Genomic DNA, 17,587 nt, shown 5'->3' on the forward strand with positions numbered 1-17,587 from the left:
GGCGGTGTATCAGTCGACCTATTCAGTGACTGACACCGCGCATTCGCGAGCAAGCCCGCTCCCACATTTGGATTTTCATCGTCTTCAAAATTGTGTGAACGCCATGACCACTCAAACCCTCGACCTCGCCAGCGCCACCCACGGCTACCGGCGCCTGCTGGCGCGGCGTGCCTGGCTGCTGGCCTTGCTTGGCAGCGCACTGGCCTGCGCGATTCTGGTCGACCTGGCCAGCGGCCCGTCGGGCATGGGCCTGCTGGCGTTACTCGACGGCATCCTGCATCCCTCGCACCTGAGCGCCACCGACCAGGTGATCATCTGGAACGTGCGCCTGCCCTACGCGCTGATGGCGGTGCTGGTAGGCTGCGCGTTGTCGCTGGCCGGGGCCGAGATGCAGGCGATCCTCAACAACCCGCTGGCCAGCCCGTTTACCTTGGGCGTGTCGTCGGCGGCGGCGTTGGGCGCATCGCTGGTGATTGTGTTCCCGGTGACCACGCTGTGGGTTTCGGCCAACACCGCGATTTCGATCTCGGCGTTTATCTTCGCCGCCGCCTCGGTGTTTTTACTGCAAGCCATGTCACGCCTGCGCGGCGCCGGCGTGGAAAGCCTGGTGTTGTTCGGCATCGCGCTGGTGTTCAGTTGCAACGCGGTGGTGGCCTTGCTGCAACTGGTGGCCACCGAAGACGTGCTGCAACAGCTGGTGTTCTGGACCCTGGGCAGCGTGACCCGGGCCAATTGGGACAAGCTCGGCATCCTGGCGCTGGTGGTCGCGGTGGTGCTGCCGTTTTCCTTCACCGCCGCACCGCGCCTGACCCTATTGCGCATGGGCGAGGACCGCGCGCAAAGCTTTGGCGTGGACGTGAAGCGCCTGCGGTTTTTCTCGTTGCTGCGCATCAGCCTGTTGTCGGCCACCGCCGTGGCCTTTGTAGGCACCATCGGATTTATCGGTCTGGTAGGTCCGCATATCGCGCGGATCCTGGTGGGTGAGGATCAACGCTTCCTGTTGCCGGCCAGCGCCCTGACCGGTGCGTTGCTGCTGTCGCTGTCGTCGATTGCGAGCAAGCTGATCATGCCCGGGGTGATTGTGCCGGTGGGCATTGTCACCGCCTTGGTCGGCGTGCCGATTTTCGTGGTGCTGGTGTTCAAGCGGGGGAGGCAGTTATGAGTGCGGGCTTATCGGTACACAACGCCAATGTGAGCTACGGGCGCCGGCAGATCGTGCACGACCTGAGCTTGCCGCCCCTGCCCCACGGCAGCCTGACCGCCTTGATCGGCCCCAACGGCGCGGGTAAATCCACCTTGCTGCGTGCCGTGGCCGGGCTGGAAAAGATGCAAGGCGTGGTGCGATTGGGCGACCTCGACCTGTCGGCCATGTCCGTTGCCGAACGCGCGCGACGGGTGACCTACATGCCGCAGAACCTGCCGCCCGGCCTGAGCCTCAGCGTGATGGAAAGCGTGATCGCCGCGCTGCGCGTGGCCCATGTGGAGGGCGTTCCACTCTCCAGCGAGGCCTGCCTGCGCGAAGCCTTCGAGGCGTTGCAGCGCATTGGCATCGCGCACTTGGCCGACCAGTTACTCAGCACGTTGTCGGGTGGCCAGCGCCAATTGGTCAGTCTTGCCCAACTGATCGCGCGTCGCCCCCAGGTGATGCTGCTGGATGAACCCACCAGCGCCCTCGACCTCAACTACCAGTTGAAAGTCATGGAGTGCGTGCGCGGGCTGGTGCGCGAGCACCAACTGATCGCCGTGGTGGTACTGCACGACATCAACCTTGCCGCACGCTTTGCCGACCATATCGCCGTGCTGCGTAAGGGCCGGCTGTATGCCAGCGGCACGGCAGATGAGGTGCTCGACCCGGCGCTGTTTGCCGAGGTGTATGGCGTGCAGGTGCGCATCGAACGCTGCTCGCAGCAGTCGCTGCAAGTGTTGGTGGACGGCGCTGTGTAAAACGCTTCTAAGGTTAGACGCAAATGTTTGATTGAATTATTGCCCTTTGGTCTTCACCTATAGCTGCAGGCATTCGCTCATTTGGAGAGCTTCATGATCGACCTGTACTACTGGACTACCCCCAACGGTCACAAAGTATCGCTGTTCCTGGAAGAAGCCGGCCTGCCCTATAAGGTGCACCCGATCAATATCGGCCAGGGCGACCAGTTCAAGCCGGACTTCCTGAAGATCGCTCCCAACAACCGCATCCCGGCCATCGTCGATCGGAATCCGACCGACGGCGGTGCGCCGATTTCGCTGTTTGAATCCGGCGCAATCCTGCTGTACCTCGCGGAAAAAACCGGCCGGTTCATTCCACAAGACCTGCGTGGTCGCCAGGAAGCACTGCAATGGTTGTTCTGGCAGATGGGTGGATTGGGGCCTATGGCGGGCCAGAACCACCACTTCAGCCAGTTCGCCCCGGAGAAGATTCCCTACGCGATCAAGCGCTATGTGGACGAAACCGCGCGCCTGTACGGTGTGCTCGACCGGCGTCTGGCCGACCGCGCGTTCGTGGCCGGTGAGGACTACAGCATTGCCGACATGGCGATCTATCCATGGATTGTTTCCCACAAGTGGCAGAGCCAACGCCTGGAAGACTTCCCACATGTGCTGCGCTGGTTCAACAGCATCAAGGAGCGGCCAGCGACCGTGCGCGCGTATGAACTGGTACAGAAAGTGAACCCGCCCAAGGCCTGACCTGAAGCAGCACGCGATCAAATCCGGGCGCTGGCCTGCCTGCGATAGCCTCACGATGGTGTGACTGACGCACCTGGGTGCTGGCATCGCAGGCAGGCCAACGCCCACATTGATCGCTGTCCGAATCAAGTTCTCACGCTTAACCCAAAACTCCCGCTTGCGTCGTTTCGCCGCGCTCACTAACGTAGCGCCTTTACTGACGCTACCCCCCGCAGGAGCTTTGCCATGGCCTCGCCAGCCCTCTCACATTTTCTTCCCCGGTTCGGCGTTGCCGCGGCAGTGGCCAGTGCATTAAGCCTGGCCGGTTGCCAGCTCCAGAGCACCCAGGACACCCTGCCGCCAGTTGCCGGCGTGCAGCCGATCAAAGGCCTGGCACAGAATGTATCGGTACGCCGCAATGCCCAGGGCATGCCGCTGATCGAAAGCAACACCTTCCACGACGCGCTGTTCAGCCTCGGTTATGTGCACGCCAGTGACCGCATCACCCAGATGGTCACCCTGCGCCTGCTGGCCCAGGGCCGCCTGGCAGAAATGTCCGGCCCTGAGGTGCTGGATGTCGACCGTTTCATGCGTGCGGTCAACCTCAAGAAAAGCGCCGGCGAGCTGTATAACGCCTCCTCGCCGCGCCTCAAGCGCTTCTTCGAAGTGTATGCGCGCGGCGTCAACGCCTACCTGTTCCGCTACCGCGACAAGCTGCCGCCGGACCTGGCACAGACCGGCTACAAGCCCGAGTACTGGAAGCCGGAAGATTCGGCGCTGCTGTTCTGCCTGCTGAATTTCAGCGAGTCGGCCAACCTGCAGGAAGAACTTGCCTCCCTAATGCTGGCGCAAAAAGTTGGCGTCGACAAGCTCGCCTGGCTGACGCCGAGCACGCCGGATGAGCCGATTCCGCTGGCCGAAGCCGAGAAACTCAAAGGCGTGAACCTTAGCCAGATCACTGGCCTGGCCGGGCTGGACACGGCCAGCCAGCAACTGAGCAGCCTCAACGCGCTGGCCGTCACTACCTCGAGCAACTGGGCGATTGGCCCGCAACGCAGCCGCAGCGGCAAAAGCCTGCTGGCCAGCGACCTCGCCGCCCAGCCCCAGGCTCCGTCGCCGTGGAGCTACGTGCAGATTCGTGCGCCCAAATACCAGGCCGTCGGTGCTTCGATTGCCGGCCTGCCGACCCTGTTATCCGGCTTCAACGGCAAAGTCGCGTGGAGCATGAGCACGGTCAAGGGCGACACCCAGGACCTGTTCCTGGAGAAGGTCAAGCGCCAAGGCAACGCGTTGTACTACGAGAACAACGGAAAATGGCTACCGGCTGGCGTGCGCAACGAAACCTACTTCGCCAAGGGCCAGCGCCCACTGCGCGAAGTCGTGTACGAAACCCGTCACGGCGCCCTTCTCAACAGCAGCCAGGCCCTGACCAGCGGCTTGGGTCTGGCCCTGCAAACGGCCGACTTCAAGGATGACAAGAGCCTGGATGCATTCTTCGACTTGTCCCGTGCGCAAAACGTCGCCAAGGCGTCGGACGCCACCCGGGAAATCCGCGCGATTGCCTTGAACATGATCTTCGCCGACGCCACCAATATCGGCTGGCAAGTCACCGGGCGTTTCCCCAACCGTCGCGAAGGCGAAGGCCTGCTGCCCTCGCCGGGCTGGGACACCCGCTTTGACTGGGACGGCTACGCCGATGCGATGCTGCACCCCTACGACCAGGACCCGGCCCAAGGCTGGATCGGCACCGCCAACCAGCGCACCGCGCCGCGCGGCTACGGCATGCAACTGTCCAACTCGTGGGACGCGCCGGAGCGCAGCGAGCGCCTGGCGCAATTGGCCAATGCCGGCAAGCACGACAGCCGCAGCATGATCGCCATGCAGTACGACCAGACCACCCTGTTCGCCGCCAAGCTCAAGACCATGTTCCAGGCACCGGGCATGGCCCAGCCGCTGAAACAGGCGATTGCAGCATTGCCGGCCGCCGAACAGGCCAAGGCGCGCGAGGCGCTGAGTCGCTTGATGGCGTTTGATGGCCGGCTCGCGGCAACGTCCGCCGACGCCGCGCTCTACGAGCTGTTCCTGCAGGAAAGCACCAAGCAGATCTTCCTCGACGAACTGGGCCCGGAAAACAGCGCCAGCTGGAAGGCCTTCGTCAGCAACGCCAGCCTGTCCTATGCCGCCCAGGCCGACCACCTGCTGGGCCGTGAAGACAGCCCGTTCTGGGACGACGTGCGCACGCCGCAAAAAGAAGACAAACCCGCGATCCTTGCGCGCAGCCTGGCCGCCGCGATCACCGCCGGCGACAGCCAACTCGGTGCCGACCACAAGACCTGGCAGTGGGGCAAGCTGCACAGCACCACCTGGAAAAACAGCACTGGCCAGGTGATTCGCGGCCCGCTGGCGTCCGGTGGCGACCACAACACCTTGAACCCGGCACCGTATGCCTGGGGCCAGGACTTCAATACCACCCAGGTGCCGGCGCTGCGCATGATCGTCGATTTCGGCCAGGTGGAACCGATGATGGGCCAGGGGGGCATCGGCCAGTCCGGCAACCCCGCCAGCCCGAACTACGCCAACGGCATCGACCCGGCGCTCAAGGCGCAATACCTGAGCTTCCCGATGCAGCCGCAGAACTTCGAGAAGGTGTATGGCAAGGCGCGGTTGACCCTGACGCCGGGCAAATAACCCGCCCTTATAGGCGCCGGCTTGCCGGCGATGGTGCACTGTCAGCCGGCGTTCCAGCCGTCTGACACAGCGCTATCGCCGGTAAGCCGGCGCCGACAATGGACCACCTGCATTCAGATAGAACTTCTCGCCCCGCCCCTGCCTCCTACCTGATAAGCCCATTGCCCCCGGCACGCCCATGGACCTTGTCATCGCCCGCCCCGAAGGCCTCTACTGCCCCGCCGGAGATTTCTACATCGACCCCTGGCGCCCGGTGGAACGTTCGGTCATCACCCACGCCCACGGCGACCACGCCCGCACCGGCAACCAGCACTACCTGGCCGCCGCCCCCGGTGAAGGCATCTTGCGTTCGCGCCTGGGCCAGGACATCAACCTGCAGACCCTGGCCTATGGCGAACAACTCGTTCACCACGGCGTGACCCTGAGCTTCCACCCTGCCGGGCATGTACTCGGTTCGGCCCAGGTGCGCCTGGAATACCAGGGTGAAGTCTGGGTTGCCTCCGGCGACTATAAAGTCGAACCCGACGGCACCTGCGCGCCGTTCGAGCCCGTGCGTTGCCACACCTTTATCACCGAGTCGACCTTCGGCCTGCCGATCTACCGCTGGCAACCCCAGGCGCAGATCTTTGCCGGGATCAACGCCTGGTGGCAGGCCAATATCGCCGCCGGCAAGGCCAGCGTGTTGTTCTGTTACTCATTCGGCAAGGCCCAGCGCATCCTGCATGGCATCGACGCCAGCATCGGCCCGATCCTCAGTCATGGCGCGGTCGAACCGCTGAACCGGGTGTACCGCGAAGCGGGTATCTATATCCCGGAAACCCTTTACGCCGGCGACTTCAAAAAAACCGACCCACTGCTGCGCCAGGCCCTGATCATCGCCCCGCCCTCCGCCGGCGGCAGCAGTTGGATCAAGCGCTTCGGCGACTACAGCGACGCCTTCGCCAGTGGCTGGATGCGCCTGCGCGGCACACGGCGGCGGCGCGGGGTCGACCGTGGCTTTGTGCTGTCCGACCACGCCGACTGGCCGGGGCTGTTGTGGGCCATCGAACAGACCGGCGCCGAACGCGTGATGGTGACCCACGGTTCGGTCGGCGTACTGGTGCGCCACCTGCGGGAAAAAGGCCTGGATGCCCAAGGCTTCACCACCGAATACGGGGATGACGAAGAAGAGGCCACGGCATGAAAGCCTTCGCGCAGCTCTACGCCAACCTTGACGCCACCACGTCCAGCAATGCCAAGCTCGCGGCATTGCAAGCCTACTTCCTGCAAGCCCCGGCAGAAGATGCGGCATGGGCGGTGTATTTTTTGTCCGGCGGGCGCCCTCGCCAGTTGGTGCCGACGCGCCTGCTGCGGGACATGGCCACCGAGGCGGCGGGCATCGAGCCGTGGCTGTTCGAGGAAAGCTACCAGTCGGTCGGCGACCTGGCCGAGACCATTTCCCTGCTACTACCGGAATCTACCTACACCTCGCAGGATGGCCTGGCGGTGTGGCTGGAAGAAAAGCTCCTGCCGCTGCGCGGGCTGGCGCCTCAGGATCTGGCCGAGCGCCTGCCGGCGTTATGGGCGCAACTGGATCAACCGAGCCTGATGGTGTGCATCAAGTTGATCACCGGCAGCTTTCGCGTCGGCGTGTCCAAATTGCTGGTCACCCGTGCACTCGCCGCAATGGCCGACCTCGACAGCAAGCGGGTCGCGCAGCGGTTGGTGGGCTACACCGACTTGTCCAACCGGCCGACGGCCGAAGGCTACCTCAAGCTGATCGCCGCCGAATCAGACGACGAACATGCGCAGCGCGGCGGACAGCCCTATCCGTTTTTTCTCGCCCATGGCTTGTCGCAACCGGTGGAGCAATTCGACGCATTGCTCGGCTCCCCCGCCGATTGGCAGGTGGAATGGAAGTGGGATGGCATTCGCGCGCAACTGGTCAAGCGCGACGGCCGCCTGTGGGTGTGGTCGCGTGGCGAAGAATTGGTCACCGAGCGTTTCCCCGAACTGCACAGCCTGACCAGTGGTCTGCCCGATGGTACGGTGATCGACGGAGAAATCGTGGTGTGGAAGGACGCAGTGCAGCCCTTCGCCCTGCTGCAACAGCGAATTGGCCGCAAGACCCTGAGCAAAAAGGTGCTCGACGATGCACCGGTCGCCGTCCTCGCCTATGACCTGCTGGAATACCAGGGCGCCGACTGGCGCAACCAGCCCCAGGCCGAACGTCGCGCTCAACTCGAGCGGGTAATCGCCCAGTGCAACCAACCCGTGCTGATTCCATCGCCCCTGCTCACGGGCGCGACCTGGCAGGATCTTGCGCAGCAACGCGAAGCCTCCCGTCAGTTGGGCGTGGAAGGCATGATGCTCAAGGAGCGCAAAGGCCTTTACGGTGTGGGTCGCACCAAGGACATGGGCCTGTGGTGGAAGTGGAAAGTCGACCCGTTCAGCGTCGACGCCGTGTTGATCTACGCCCAGCGCGGCCATGGTCGGCGCGCCAGCCTCTATAGCGACTACACCTTCGCCGTGTGGGACGGCCCACCCGGCAGCGAGCGCACGCTCGTGCCCTTCGCCAAGGCCTATTCAGGGCTGACCGACGAAGAGATGCGCAAGGTCGACGCGATTGTGCGCAAGACCACCGTAGAGAAGTTCGGGCCGGTCAGCAGTGTCACGCCGAGCATGGTATTCGAGTTGGGGTTCGAGGGCATTGCCCTGTCCAAACGGCATAAAAGTGGGATCGCGGTGCGGTTTCCGAGGATGTTGCGGTGGCGGCAGGACAAGGCGGTGGATGAGGCTGACAACCTGGCCACGCTGCAAGACCTGCTGACCGGATGCTAAACACGCCATAAATCCCTGTAGGAGCTGGCTTGCCTGCGATGGCGGCGGATCAGTGACAGATGAATAAGCTGAACCGCCGCCATCGCCGGCAAGCCAGCTCCCAGGTTTTCGATCTGCATCAGCCCCAAATGGGTGCACTGTTTTTTGCGTGCCCATTTTCGGGCATCTCCTACACTGAGATCTCCCTCTTCCCACCTTTTAAAACGACCATTCGGAACTATGGTGCAGAAATTGCTACTTGTGTTGCGTCTGACACCGTTCAGTAACAGTCCTAAACGCGCCACAAGCGCTTATCTTGGTTTCCAGGGATTACATAATGAAAAAAGCATTGCTGACCCTTTCTGCACTGGCTCTGTGCATGGCCGCTGGTACTGCGTTGGCCAAGGAATACAAGGAACTGCGTTTTGGTGTCGATCCGTCCTACGCGCCATTCGAATCCAAGGCCGCCGACGGCAGCCTGGTGGGCTTCGATATCGACCTGGGCAATGCGATCTGCGCCGAGCTGAAAGTGAAGTGCAAGTGGGTCGAAAGTGACTTCGACGGCATGATTCCAGGCCTGAACGCCAACAAATTCGACGGCGTGATTTCGTCGATGACCGTGACCGAAGCCCGTGAAAAGGCGATCGACTTCTCCAGCGAGCTGTTCTCCGGCCCGACCTCCCTGGTGTTCAAAAAAGGCGCGAACTACTCCACGCCTGAGTCCCTCAAGGGCAAATCGGTGGGCTACGAGCAAGGCACTATCCAGGAAGCCTACGCCAAGGCCGTGCTGGACAAAGCCGGTGTGACCACCAAGGCCTACGCCAACCAGGACCAGGTGTACGCCGACCTGACCTCCGGCCGTCTGGATGCGTCCGTGCAGGACATGCTGCAAGCCGAACTGGGCTTCTTGAAGTCGCCGGCCGGCGCTGACTACGAAGTCAGCAAGGCTATCGACGACCCTCTGCTGCCGTCGAAAACTGCGGTCGGTATCAAAAAAGGTAACAAAGACCTCAAGGCCTTGCTCGATAAAGGTATCAAAGCGTTACACGATGATGGCACCTACGCCACTATCCAGAAGAAACACTTCGGCGATCTGAACCTCTACAGCGGTAAATAACACCCTGGCGCCCACCGGTTTGCGGTGGGCGCTTTTTTATCGCCATTAGGTCCTGAATTCATGTTTGAAGATCTTTTGCAAACCCTGGGGCTGGGCGCCTTCAGTTTGAAGGGGTTCGGCCCGCTGTTGCTCCAAGGGACGTGGATGACCGTAAAACTCTCGGTCGCCTCCCTGGCTGTCAGTGTCCTGCTCGGCCTGATTGGGGCCAGCGCGAAACTGTCCAGCGTCAGCTTGATCCGGATTCCCGCCCAGCTCTACACCACCTTGATTCGCGGCGTACCTGACCTGGTACTGATGCTGCTGATTTTCTACAGCCTGCAAATCTGGCTGACCGGTTTGACCGACTTCATGGAATGGGACTACATCGAGATCGACCCATTCAGCGCCGGGGTGATCACCCTGGGTTTCATCTACGGTGCCTACTTCACCGAGACATTTCGCGGTGCGATCCTCGCGGTCCCGCGTGGCCAGTTGGAAGCTGCAACCGCCTACGGGCTGAGTCGCGGGCAGCGGTTTCGCTTCGTGACCTTTCCGCAGATGATGCGTTTTGCCCTGCCGGGCATCGGCAATAACTGGATGGTCATGCTCAAGGCCACGGCGCTGGTATCGATCATCGGTCTCGCGGACCTGGTCAAGGCCGCCCAGGATGCCGGCAAGAGCACCTATCAACTGTTTTACTTCCTGGTCATCGCGGCGTTTATCTACCTGCTGATCACCAGTGCATCCAATTTCGTCCTGCGTCGGCTTGAACGCCGCTACTCCGCTGGGTCCCGGGAGGCCGTGCGATGATCGAACTCCTGCAGCAATACTGGCGCCCCTTCCTGTACAGCGACGGCCAGCACATCACCGGGCTGGCAATGACCATGTGGCTGCTCAGCGCCTCGCTGGTGATTGGTTTCCTGGTCTCGATCCCGCTGTCCATCGCCCGCGTCTCGCGCAATCGCCTGGTGCGTTGGCCGGTGCAGTTCTACACCTACCTGTTTCGTGGCACGCCGCTCTATATCCAGTTGCTGATCTGCTACACCGGCATCTACAGCATCGCCGCGGTGCGCGCGCAGCCGGTGCTGGACGCGTTCTTTCGCGATGCGATGAACTGCACGATCCTGGCCTTCGCCCTCAACACCTGCGCCTACACCACCGAGATTTTCGCCGGTTCGATCCGCAGCATGGCCCACGGCGAAGTCGAGGCCGCCAAGGCCTATGGCCTCAGCGGCTGGAAGTTGTATGCGTATGTGATCATGCCGTCGGCCCTGCGCCGCTCGTTGCCGTACTACAGCAATGAAGTGATCCTGATGCTGCACTCGACCACCGTGGCGTTTACCGCGACAGTGCCCGACATTCTCAAGGTCGCACGGGACGCCAACTCGGCGACCTACATGACCTTCCAATCCTTCGGCATCGCCGCGCTGATCTATCTGACAGTGACCTTTGCCCTGGTCGGCCTGTTTCGTCTGGCGGAGCGCCGCTGGCTGGCCTTCCTCGGGCCGAGTCATTAAGGAGCCTTCATGCGTCATCAGGTTCATGAACTGATCGCGCCTGTGCCTGGCACGGCGCGGCAGATTCACAGTTTCCACTTCGGCCCGGAACAGGCTGAAGGCAAGATCTACATCCAGTCGTCGCTGCATGCCGATGAAATGCCCGGCATGCTGGTGGCCTGGCACCTCAAGCTGCGCCTGGCGCAACTGGAGGCCGCCGGGCGCCTGCGCAGCGAAATCGTGCTGGTGCCGATCGCCAACCCGGTGGGCCTGGAACAGGTGTTGATGGATATTCCGCTGGGCCGCTACGAGCTCGAAAGCGGGCAGAACTTCAATCGCTTGTTTGTCGACCTCAGTGACGCGGTGGGTAACCAGGTCGAGGCATTGCTCGGGGATGATCCGCGACACAACGTCGAACTGATCCGTACCGCGCTGTCCAACGCCCTCGCCGCGCAAACCGCCGAGACCCAGCTGCACTCCCAGCGCCTGGTGCTGCAACGCCTGGCCTGCGACGCCGACATGGTGCTCGACCTGCATTGCGATTTCGAAGCCGTGGCGCACCTGTACACCACGCCCGAGGCGTGGCCGCAGGTCGAGCCGCTGGCGCGCTATCTCGGCTCGGAAGCCAACTTGCTCGCCACCGATTCCGGCGGCCAATCCTTCGATGAGTGTTTCACCCTGGTGTGGTGGCAATTGCAGCAGCGATTCGGCGAGCGCTTCCCGATCCCCATGGGCAGCTTTTCCGTCACCGTCGAGCTGCGTGGCCAGGGCGACGTCAACCATGGGCTGGCCAGCCTCGATTGCCAGGCGATCATCGATTACCTGATCCACTTCGGCGCGATCGAGGGCGAACCCGCCCCGCTGCCGGCGCTGCCCTACCCCGCCACGCCGCTGGCAGGCGTCGAACCGGTGGCGACACCGGTCGGCGGCCTGCTGGTGTTCAGCGCCCTGCCGGGGGAATACCTGGAGGCCGGGCAACTGATCGCCGACGTCATCGACCCCATTACCGACCGCGTAACGCCTGTGCACTGCCAGAAGGCCGGCCTGCTTTACGCCCGTTCGCTACGCCGCATGGCCACTGCCGGGATGGTCATCGGCCATGTCGCCGGCTCAGAGGCCTACCGTAGCGGCTATCTACTTTCGCCTTGAGGATGCACGCCCCATGTACAAATTGACCGTTGAAGGCCTGCATAAAAGCTATGGCGACAATGAAGTGCTCAAAGGTGTCTCGCTCAAGGCCAAGACCGGTGACGTGATCAGCCTGATCGGCGCCAGCGGCTCGGGCAAGAGCACCTTTTTGCGCTGCATCAACTTCCTGGAAACCCCCAACGACGGCGCCATGACCCTCGACGGCCAGCCGATCCGCATGGTCAGCGACCGCCATGGCATGCGCGTGGCTGACGATGCCGAACTGCAGCGCCTGCGCACACGCCTGGCGATGGTGTTCCAGCACTTCAACCTGTGGAGCCACATGAGCGTGCTGGAAAACATCACCATGGCCCCGCGCCGGGTGCTGGGTTGCAGCAAGAAGGACGCCGAAGACCGTGCCCGTCGCTACCTCGACAAGGTCGGCCTGCCGGCACGCGTGGCCGATCAATACCCGGCCTTTCTCTCCGGTGGGCAGCAGCAACGGGTGGCCATCGCCCGCGCCCTGGCCATGGAGCCGGAAGTGATGCTGTTTGACGAGCCTACTTCAGCCCTCGACCCGGAGCTGGTGGGCGAGGTATTGAAGGTGATCCAGGGCCTGGCCGAGGAAGGCCGCACCATGATCATGGTGACCCATGAGATGAGCTTCGCGCGCAAGGTGTCGAGCCAGGTGCTGTTCCTGCACAAGGGCCTGGTGGAAGAGCAAGGTGCGCCGGCGGATGTGCTGGGCAACCCGAAAAGCGAGCGGCTGCAGCAATTTCTCAGCGGCAACCTGAAGTAAACGTGTAGGAACCGCCTGGCGATAGCGCCTTGAGCCCTGCGGCGATCTTTGCGCCACCCTCGCCGCGGTGCGACGCGCCTGCAAGGATTGCGTTAAACCTTTGATGCTCGGTGAAGGTCTGTGGAATAGGCCTTCCAGAGTGTCAGCCGTCGCATGGCAAAACCCCACGACTTCGCCAAAACATGGTTCGCCGCCAAGGGCTGGAAACCGTTCGCCTTCCAGAAAGCGGTGTGGGCTGCCGTCAAGGCAGGCCAGTCCGGCTTGCTGCATGCCAGCACTGGTGCGGGCAAAACCTATGCGCTGTGGTTTGCCGCCCTCAATCGCTTCGCCATCACTCGCCCGCCACGCAAAGCGCCCGCAGAGCCACTGACGGTGCTGTGGATCACGCCAATGCGGGCGTTGGCCGCCGATACCGCCCGCGCACTCGAAGCACCGCTCGAGGCCTTGCAGATTCCCTGGAGCATCGGCCTGCGCACCGGCGACACCAGCAGCAGCGAGCGTGCACGCCAGACACGCCGACAGCCCACCGCACTGGTCACCACTCCAGAAAGCCTGACCCTGATGCTCGCCCGCGCGGACAGCGAAGTGAGCCTGGCGCACCTGCGCATGGTGGTGGTGGATGAATGGCATGAGCTGATCGGCAACAAGCGCGGCGTGCAACTGCAGCTGGCGTTGGCACGGCTGCGGCGTTGGCATCCCGAGCTGATGGTATGGGGGATTTCGGCAACGCTGGGTAATCAGGCTCACGCCTTGGAGGTATTGGTCCCACAAGGTGGCGGGATCAACGTGCAGGGGCAGACAGCCAAGCAGCTGTTGGTCGACACCTTATTGCCGCCCATCGCGGAACGCTTCCCCTGGGCCGGGCATATCGGCTTGAAAATGTTGCCGCAGGTAGTGGCCGAAGTGGAAACCAGCAGCAGTTGCCTGGTATTCACCAATACCCGCGCGCAATCGGAAATCTGGTACCAGGCGTTGCTCGAGGCGCGCCCGGACTGGGCGGGCTTGATTGCCCTTCACCATGGCTCACTGTCCCGGGAGACGCGTGACTGGGTCGAGCGCGCACTCAAGGACGGGCAGCTCAAGGCCGTGGTGTGCACCTCGAGCCTGGACCTGGGGGTGGATTTCCTGCCGGTGGAACGAGTCCTGCAAATTGGCTCGGCCAAAGGCGTGGCGCGGCTGATGCAACGCGCCGGGCGCTCGGGCCACGCGCCGGGGCGGCCATCGCGGGTGACGCTGGTGCCGACCCACAGCCTGGAACTGGTGGAAGCTGCCGCCGCCCAGGATGCCATTGCGCAGCGGCACATCGAAGCGCGGGAATCGCCGCACAAGCCGTTGGATGTACTCGTACAGCACTTGGTGAGCATGGCGCTGGGCGGTGGCTTCACCCCCGATGCACTGCTGGCGGAAGTGCGCGGTGCCTGGGCCTATCGCGACCTGACCGAGGCCGACTGGACCTGGGCCCTGGGCTTTGTGCGCCATGGCGGGCTGTCGCTGACCGCCTACCCGGACTACCGCCGCGTGGAGCCCGACGAACACGGCATCTGGCGCGTCCCCGACGCCAGGCTCGCGCGCCGGCATCGCATGAGCGTGGGCACCATTGTCAGCGACGCCAGCATCCAGCTGAAATTCTGGAGCAAGGGCGGCGGCGGCAAAAACCTCGGCAGTGTCGAAGAAGGCTTCATCGCGCGCCTCAAGCCGGGTGATGGGTTCCTGTTTGCCGGACGCTTGCTGGAGCTGGTCCGGGTGGAAAACATGACCGCCTATGTACGTCGCAGCAGCGCCAAAAAAGCCGCAGTGCCGCGCTGGAATGGCGGGCGCATGCCGCTTTCCAATGAGTTGGCGCAAGCCGTGGTGGAACGCTTCGACGCTGCGGCGCGCGGGCACTACGACGGGCCGGAAATGCGCGCGGTGCAACCCTTGTTGCAGACGCAGTTGCGCTGGTCCGGCCTGCCGACGCACGACGGGTTGTTGGCCGAAGCCCTGAAATCACGCGAGGGGTGGCACCTGTTTCTCTACCCGTTTGCCGGGCGCCAGGTGCACTTGGGCCTGGCGAGCCTGTTGGCATGGCGGGTCAGCCAACGCCAACCCGTGACCTTTTCGATTGCAGTGAATGATTACGGCTTGGAGCTGCTGAGCGCGACACCGGTGGAGTGGCCTGCCCTGCTGAATGAGGCATTGCTGAGCCCGGCAGACTTGCTGGCCGACGTCGTGGCCAGCCTGAACGCCGGCGAACTCGCCCTGCGCCGCTTTCGCGAGATTGCGCGGATCGCCGGACTGGTGTTTGCCGGATACCCCGGCGCGCCGAAAAGTACACGCCAGGTGCAGGCGTCCAGCGGCCTGTTCTTCGAGGTTTTCAAGCAATATGACCCGCAGAACCTGTTGCTGACCCAGGCCGGGGAAGAAGTCCTGCGTGATGAGTTGGATATTCGTCGGCTGGAACAGACACTGCGGCGTCTGTCGGCGCTGCAACTGGACTTGCACGTGATCGAACGGCCGACGCCGCTGGCCTTTCCGCTGTTGGTGGAACGGATGCGTGAAAGCATGAGTTCGGAAAAACTCTCCGAGCGCATCGCGCGGATGGTCAAGGACCTGGAGAAAGTCGCGGATAACGGGAAGGCTTGATGTATTACACCGTGCAACTGGAAGGTGAAACGTTATGGCTGCTGGCGGACAAGGCCGTGTATTGGCCTGCGCATCAGTGTTTGCTGATCGCCGATGCGCATTTCGGCAAGGCCTCGGCCTACCGCAGCCTCGGGCAACCGGTGCCACAGGGGACTACCACCGAGAACCTGCAACGACTGGATCGGCTGTTATCGGCCTTCACCTGCGCGCGCGTGATCTTCCTGGGCGACTTCCTGCACGGCCCTGGCTCGCATGCCAGTGGCACGCTGGGCGCCTTGCGGGCGTGGCGTGAACGCCATACAGGGCTGCACCTGACCTTGATTCGCGGCAATCACGACAAGCGCGCAGGCGACCCGCCGGCGGACTTGGACATCGAGGTGGTCGCGGAGCCGCTGCTGATGGGGCCATTCGCGCTGCAACACGAACCGGATGCGCATGCCAGCCACCATGTACTCGCGGGCCATGTGCACCCGGTGTATCACTTGCGCGGCAAAGGCCGGCAACGCTTGCGCCTGCCGTGCTTCCAGCTGGGTAGCCGCGTCAGCCTGTTGCCGGCGTTCGGGGCGTTTACGGGGGGTTATGCGGTGGAGCAGGACAATGACCACCGGATCTTTGTGATCGGCGATCACGAGGTATGGCCAGTGCGTTGACCGGCCTCCCAGTTATCAGGCGACAGGCGCGGGCGGTGGCTCGTCCGGAAGGGTCGGTTCACCGGGCTCGGTCGGCTGGGGGTAATCCGGCTCGGGTTGGCCGGGGATGCCGCCTGCGTAGGCGGGATCGGCCATCAGGGACCAGGCCAGAACACCAATCTGGTTGGGTTCAAGCCGGGCAAGTTCGGCGCTGATTCGCGGGTCGATCTTCATAAAAGTACTCCTCAAGCGTGGCCCGGCGCGTCTTGCACGCGCCGAGGCAGTACACCCAATAGAGTCACTTTCCGCAGACTAATTCCCTTGGCGTGTAGGACCTTTCGATCAAGCGCGCGGCAAGGTCACGCCACGCTGGCCCTGGTACTTGCCGCCACGGTCCTTGTAGGACACTTCACAGGCCTCGTCGGACTGCAGGAACAGCATCTGCGCCACGCCTTCGTTGGCGTAGATCTTCGCCGGCAGCGTGGTGGTGTTGGAGAACTCCAGGGTCACGTGACCTTCCCACTCAGGCTCGAGCGGCGTCACGTTGACGATAATGCCGCAGCGAGCGTAGGTGCTCTTGCCCAGGCAGATGGTCAACACGTCGCGCGGAATGCGGAAAAACTCCACGGTACGCGCCAGGGCGAAGGAGTTTGGCGGGATGATGCACACGTCGCTCTTCACGTCGACGAAGCTTTTTTCGTCGAAGTTTTTCGGATCGACGGTCGCCGAATTGATATTGGTGAACACCTTGAATTCATCGGCGCAACGCACATCGTAGCCGTAGCTGGAAACCCCGTAGGAAATCAGGCGTTCAGCGCCTTCGCCACGCATCTGGCGCTCTACGAAGGGCTCGATCATGCCGTGCTCTTGCGCCATGCGGCGAATCCACTTGTCCGATTTGATGCTCATGGCGGGTGTCCTGAATAGCGAGGTGGAAAAATTCTGTGGGGCATCTTACCGGGGCCAGCGTTGGGGTTCAAAGGGCGTGGGGGATTTGTTGATGAATGCGCACGCTCCTGTAAGTCGCGGCCAGCGGGGCCGGGACCCGGGTTGCAGGCGCTGGTGGCGGTAAATACCACCGCCAGTCACGAAAATAGAGAAACCTTCGGAAATACCATTGGCACGTCCCGGAAAAAGGGTTAAGGTGGCGCCACTGTGCTGCTTGTGTCACTGAGAATCTCTACACGATATGTTGAATTTCGATCCAACCATCTCCAAGAATTTTTCCTGCTCTTTGCACTCAGTCTCGGCCAGGGCTTTTCCTGAGTCGCAGTTAACTTTGTCCAAGGAGATACACCATGTCTAATCGCCAAACTGGTACCGTTAAGTGGTTCAACGATGAAAAAGGCTTCGGCTTCATCACTCCACAATCCGGTGACGACCTGTTCGTTCACTTCAAAGCTATCCAATCCGACGGCTTCAAAAGCCTGAAAGAAGGCCAACAGGTTTCTTTCATCGCTACCCGCGGTCAGAAAGGCATGCAAGCTGAAGAAGTTCAAGTTATCTAACTTGTACTGACTTAGTCGAAAAAACCCCGCCCTCAAAAGCGGGGTTTTTTTATGCCCGCAATTTGGTGCTGTGGTGCCACGCACAAAGCAATGTGGGAGCGGGCTTGCTCGCGAAAGCGCTGGATCAGTCAGCACATCTGCCTACTGATACTGCGCATTCG

General features: G+C 62.5%; 16 protein-coding genes. 14 read left to right on the top strand and 2 right to left on the bottom strand.

Annotation, left to right across the window (positions count from 1 at the left end; genetic code table 11):
- Positions 1-103: 103 nt before the first annotated feature.
- From QMX97_RS27510 to pdeM, 13 genes are all read left to right on the top strand, one after another.
- Complete coding sequence (locus tag QMX97_RS27510; protein WP_065903011.1) at positions 104-1,162, top strand: iron ABC transporter permease; 1,059 nt, start codon at positions 104-106, stop codon at positions 1,160-1,162.
- The gene (locus QMX97_RS27515) at positions 1,159-1,944 is read left to right on the top strand and encodes an ABC transporter ATP-binding protein (RefSeq protein ID WP_282397945.1); all 786 of its coding nucleotides are present in this window, start codon (positions 1,159-1,161) and stop codon (positions 1,942-1,944) included. Before QMX97_RS27510 ends, QMX97_RS27515 begins: the two co-directional genes overlap by 4 nt.
- A gap of 93 nt (positions 1,945-2,037) precedes the next feature.
- Positions 2,038-2,682, top strand: a complete 645-nt coding sequence (locus QMX97_RS27520; protein WP_282397946.1) for a glutathione S-transferase N-terminal domain-containing protein — start codon at positions 2,038-2,040, stop codon at positions 2,680-2,682.
- A gap of 225 nt (positions 2,683-2,907) precedes the next feature.
- Positions 2,908-5,349, top strand: coding sequence for a penicillin acylase family protein (locus QMX97_RS27525; protein ID WP_282397947.1), 2,442 nt, complete (start codon positions 2,908-2,910; stop codon positions 5,347-5,349).
- Between the two features lie 178 nt (positions 5,350-5,527).
- A complete protein-coding gene (locus QMX97_RS27530) occupies positions 5,528-6,532 on the top strand; it encodes a ligase-associated DNA damage response exonuclease (protein WP_065903019.1) in 1,005 nt (334 codons plus the stop codon).
- Positions 6,529-8,169, top strand: coding sequence for an ATP-dependent DNA ligase (locus QMX97_RS27535; RefSeq protein ID WP_282397948.1), 1,641 nt, complete (start codon positions 6,529-6,531; stop codon positions 8,167-8,169). Before QMX97_RS27530 ends, QMX97_RS27535 begins: the two co-directional genes overlap by 4 nt.
- A 316-nt stretch (positions 8,170-8,485) precedes the next feature.
- Positions 8,486-9,265, top strand: a complete 780-nt coding sequence (locus QMX97_RS27540) for a transporter substrate-binding domain-containing protein (protein ID WP_065903021.1) — start codon at positions 8,486-8,488, stop codon at positions 9,263-9,265.
- A 60-nt stretch (positions 9,266-9,325) separates the two neighbouring features.
- Complete coding sequence (locus tag QMX97_RS27545) at positions 9,326-10,054, top strand: ABC transporter permease (protein ID WP_065903023.1); 729 nt, start codon at positions 9,326-9,328, stop codon at positions 10,052-10,054.
- A complete protein-coding gene (locus tag QMX97_RS27550) occupies positions 10,051-10,761 on the top strand; it encodes an ABC transporter permease (RefSeq protein WP_065903025.1) in 711 nt (236 codons plus the stop codon). The genes QMX97_RS27545 and QMX97_RS27550 overlap by 4 nt, the downstream gene beginning before the upstream one ends.
- A gap of 9 nt (positions 10,762-10,770) precedes the next feature.
- Positions 10,771-11,889: a succinylglutamate desuccinylase/aspartoacylase family protein gene (locus QMX97_RS27555; RefSeq protein WP_106804946.1), complete on the top strand. Its 1,119-nt coding sequence runs from the start codon at positions 10,771-10,773 to the stop codon at positions 11,887-11,889.
- Between the two features lie 13 nt (positions 11,890-11,902).
- The gene (locus tag QMX97_RS27560; protein WP_065903037.1) at positions 11,903-12,667 is read left to right on the top strand and encodes an ATP-binding cassette domain-containing protein; all 765 of its coding nucleotides are present in this window, start codon (positions 11,903-11,905) and stop codon (positions 12,665-12,667) included.
- 153 nt (positions 12,668-12,820) lie between these two features.
- Positions 12,821-15,289 (top strand): ligase-associated DNA damage response DEXH box helicase, encoded by a 2,469-nt coding sequence (locus tag QMX97_RS27565; protein ID WP_282397949.1) that lies wholly within the window; start codon positions 12,821-12,823, stop codon positions 15,287-15,289.
- A complete protein-coding gene (gene pdeM / locus QMX97_RS27570; protein WP_106804948.1) occupies positions 15,289-15,939 on the top strand; it encodes a ligase-associated DNA damage response endonuclease PdeM in 651 nt (216 codons plus the stop codon). Before QMX97_RS27565 ends, pdeM begins: the two co-directional genes overlap by 1 nt.
- Positions 15,940-15,954: 15 nt before the next feature.
- Here pdeM and QMX97_RS27575 read toward each other — a convergent pair whose 3' ends face one another.
- Entirely contained in the window at positions 15,955-16,152 is a 198-nt protein-coding gene (locus QMX97_RS27575; RefSeq protein WP_010212420.1) for a hypothetical protein, read from the bottom strand.
- Positions 16,153-16,260: 108 nt separating this feature from the next.
- On the bottom strand, positions 16,261-16,827 hold the full coding sequence (gene dcd, locus QMX97_RS27580; protein WP_065903042.1) for a dCTP deaminase: 567 nt from the start codon (positions 16,825-16,827) through the stop codon (positions 16,261-16,263).
- Positions 16,828-17,216: 389 nt separating this feature from the next.
- Between dcd and QMX97_RS27585 the strand changes: the two genes are divergently transcribed.
- Positions 17,217-17,426, top strand: coding sequence for a cold-shock protein (locus QMX97_RS27585; RefSeq protein ID WP_002554837.1), 210 nt, complete (start codon positions 17,217-17,219; stop codon positions 17,424-17,426).
- The last annotated feature ends 161 nt before the right edge of the window (positions 17,427-17,587 follow it).

Source organism: Pseudomonas sp. PS01298, from assembly GCF_029959745.1.
GTDB classification, from domain to species: Bacteria; Pseudomonadota; Gammaproteobacteria; order Pseudomonadales; family Pseudomonadaceae; genus Aquipseudomonas; species Aquipseudomonas aylmerensis.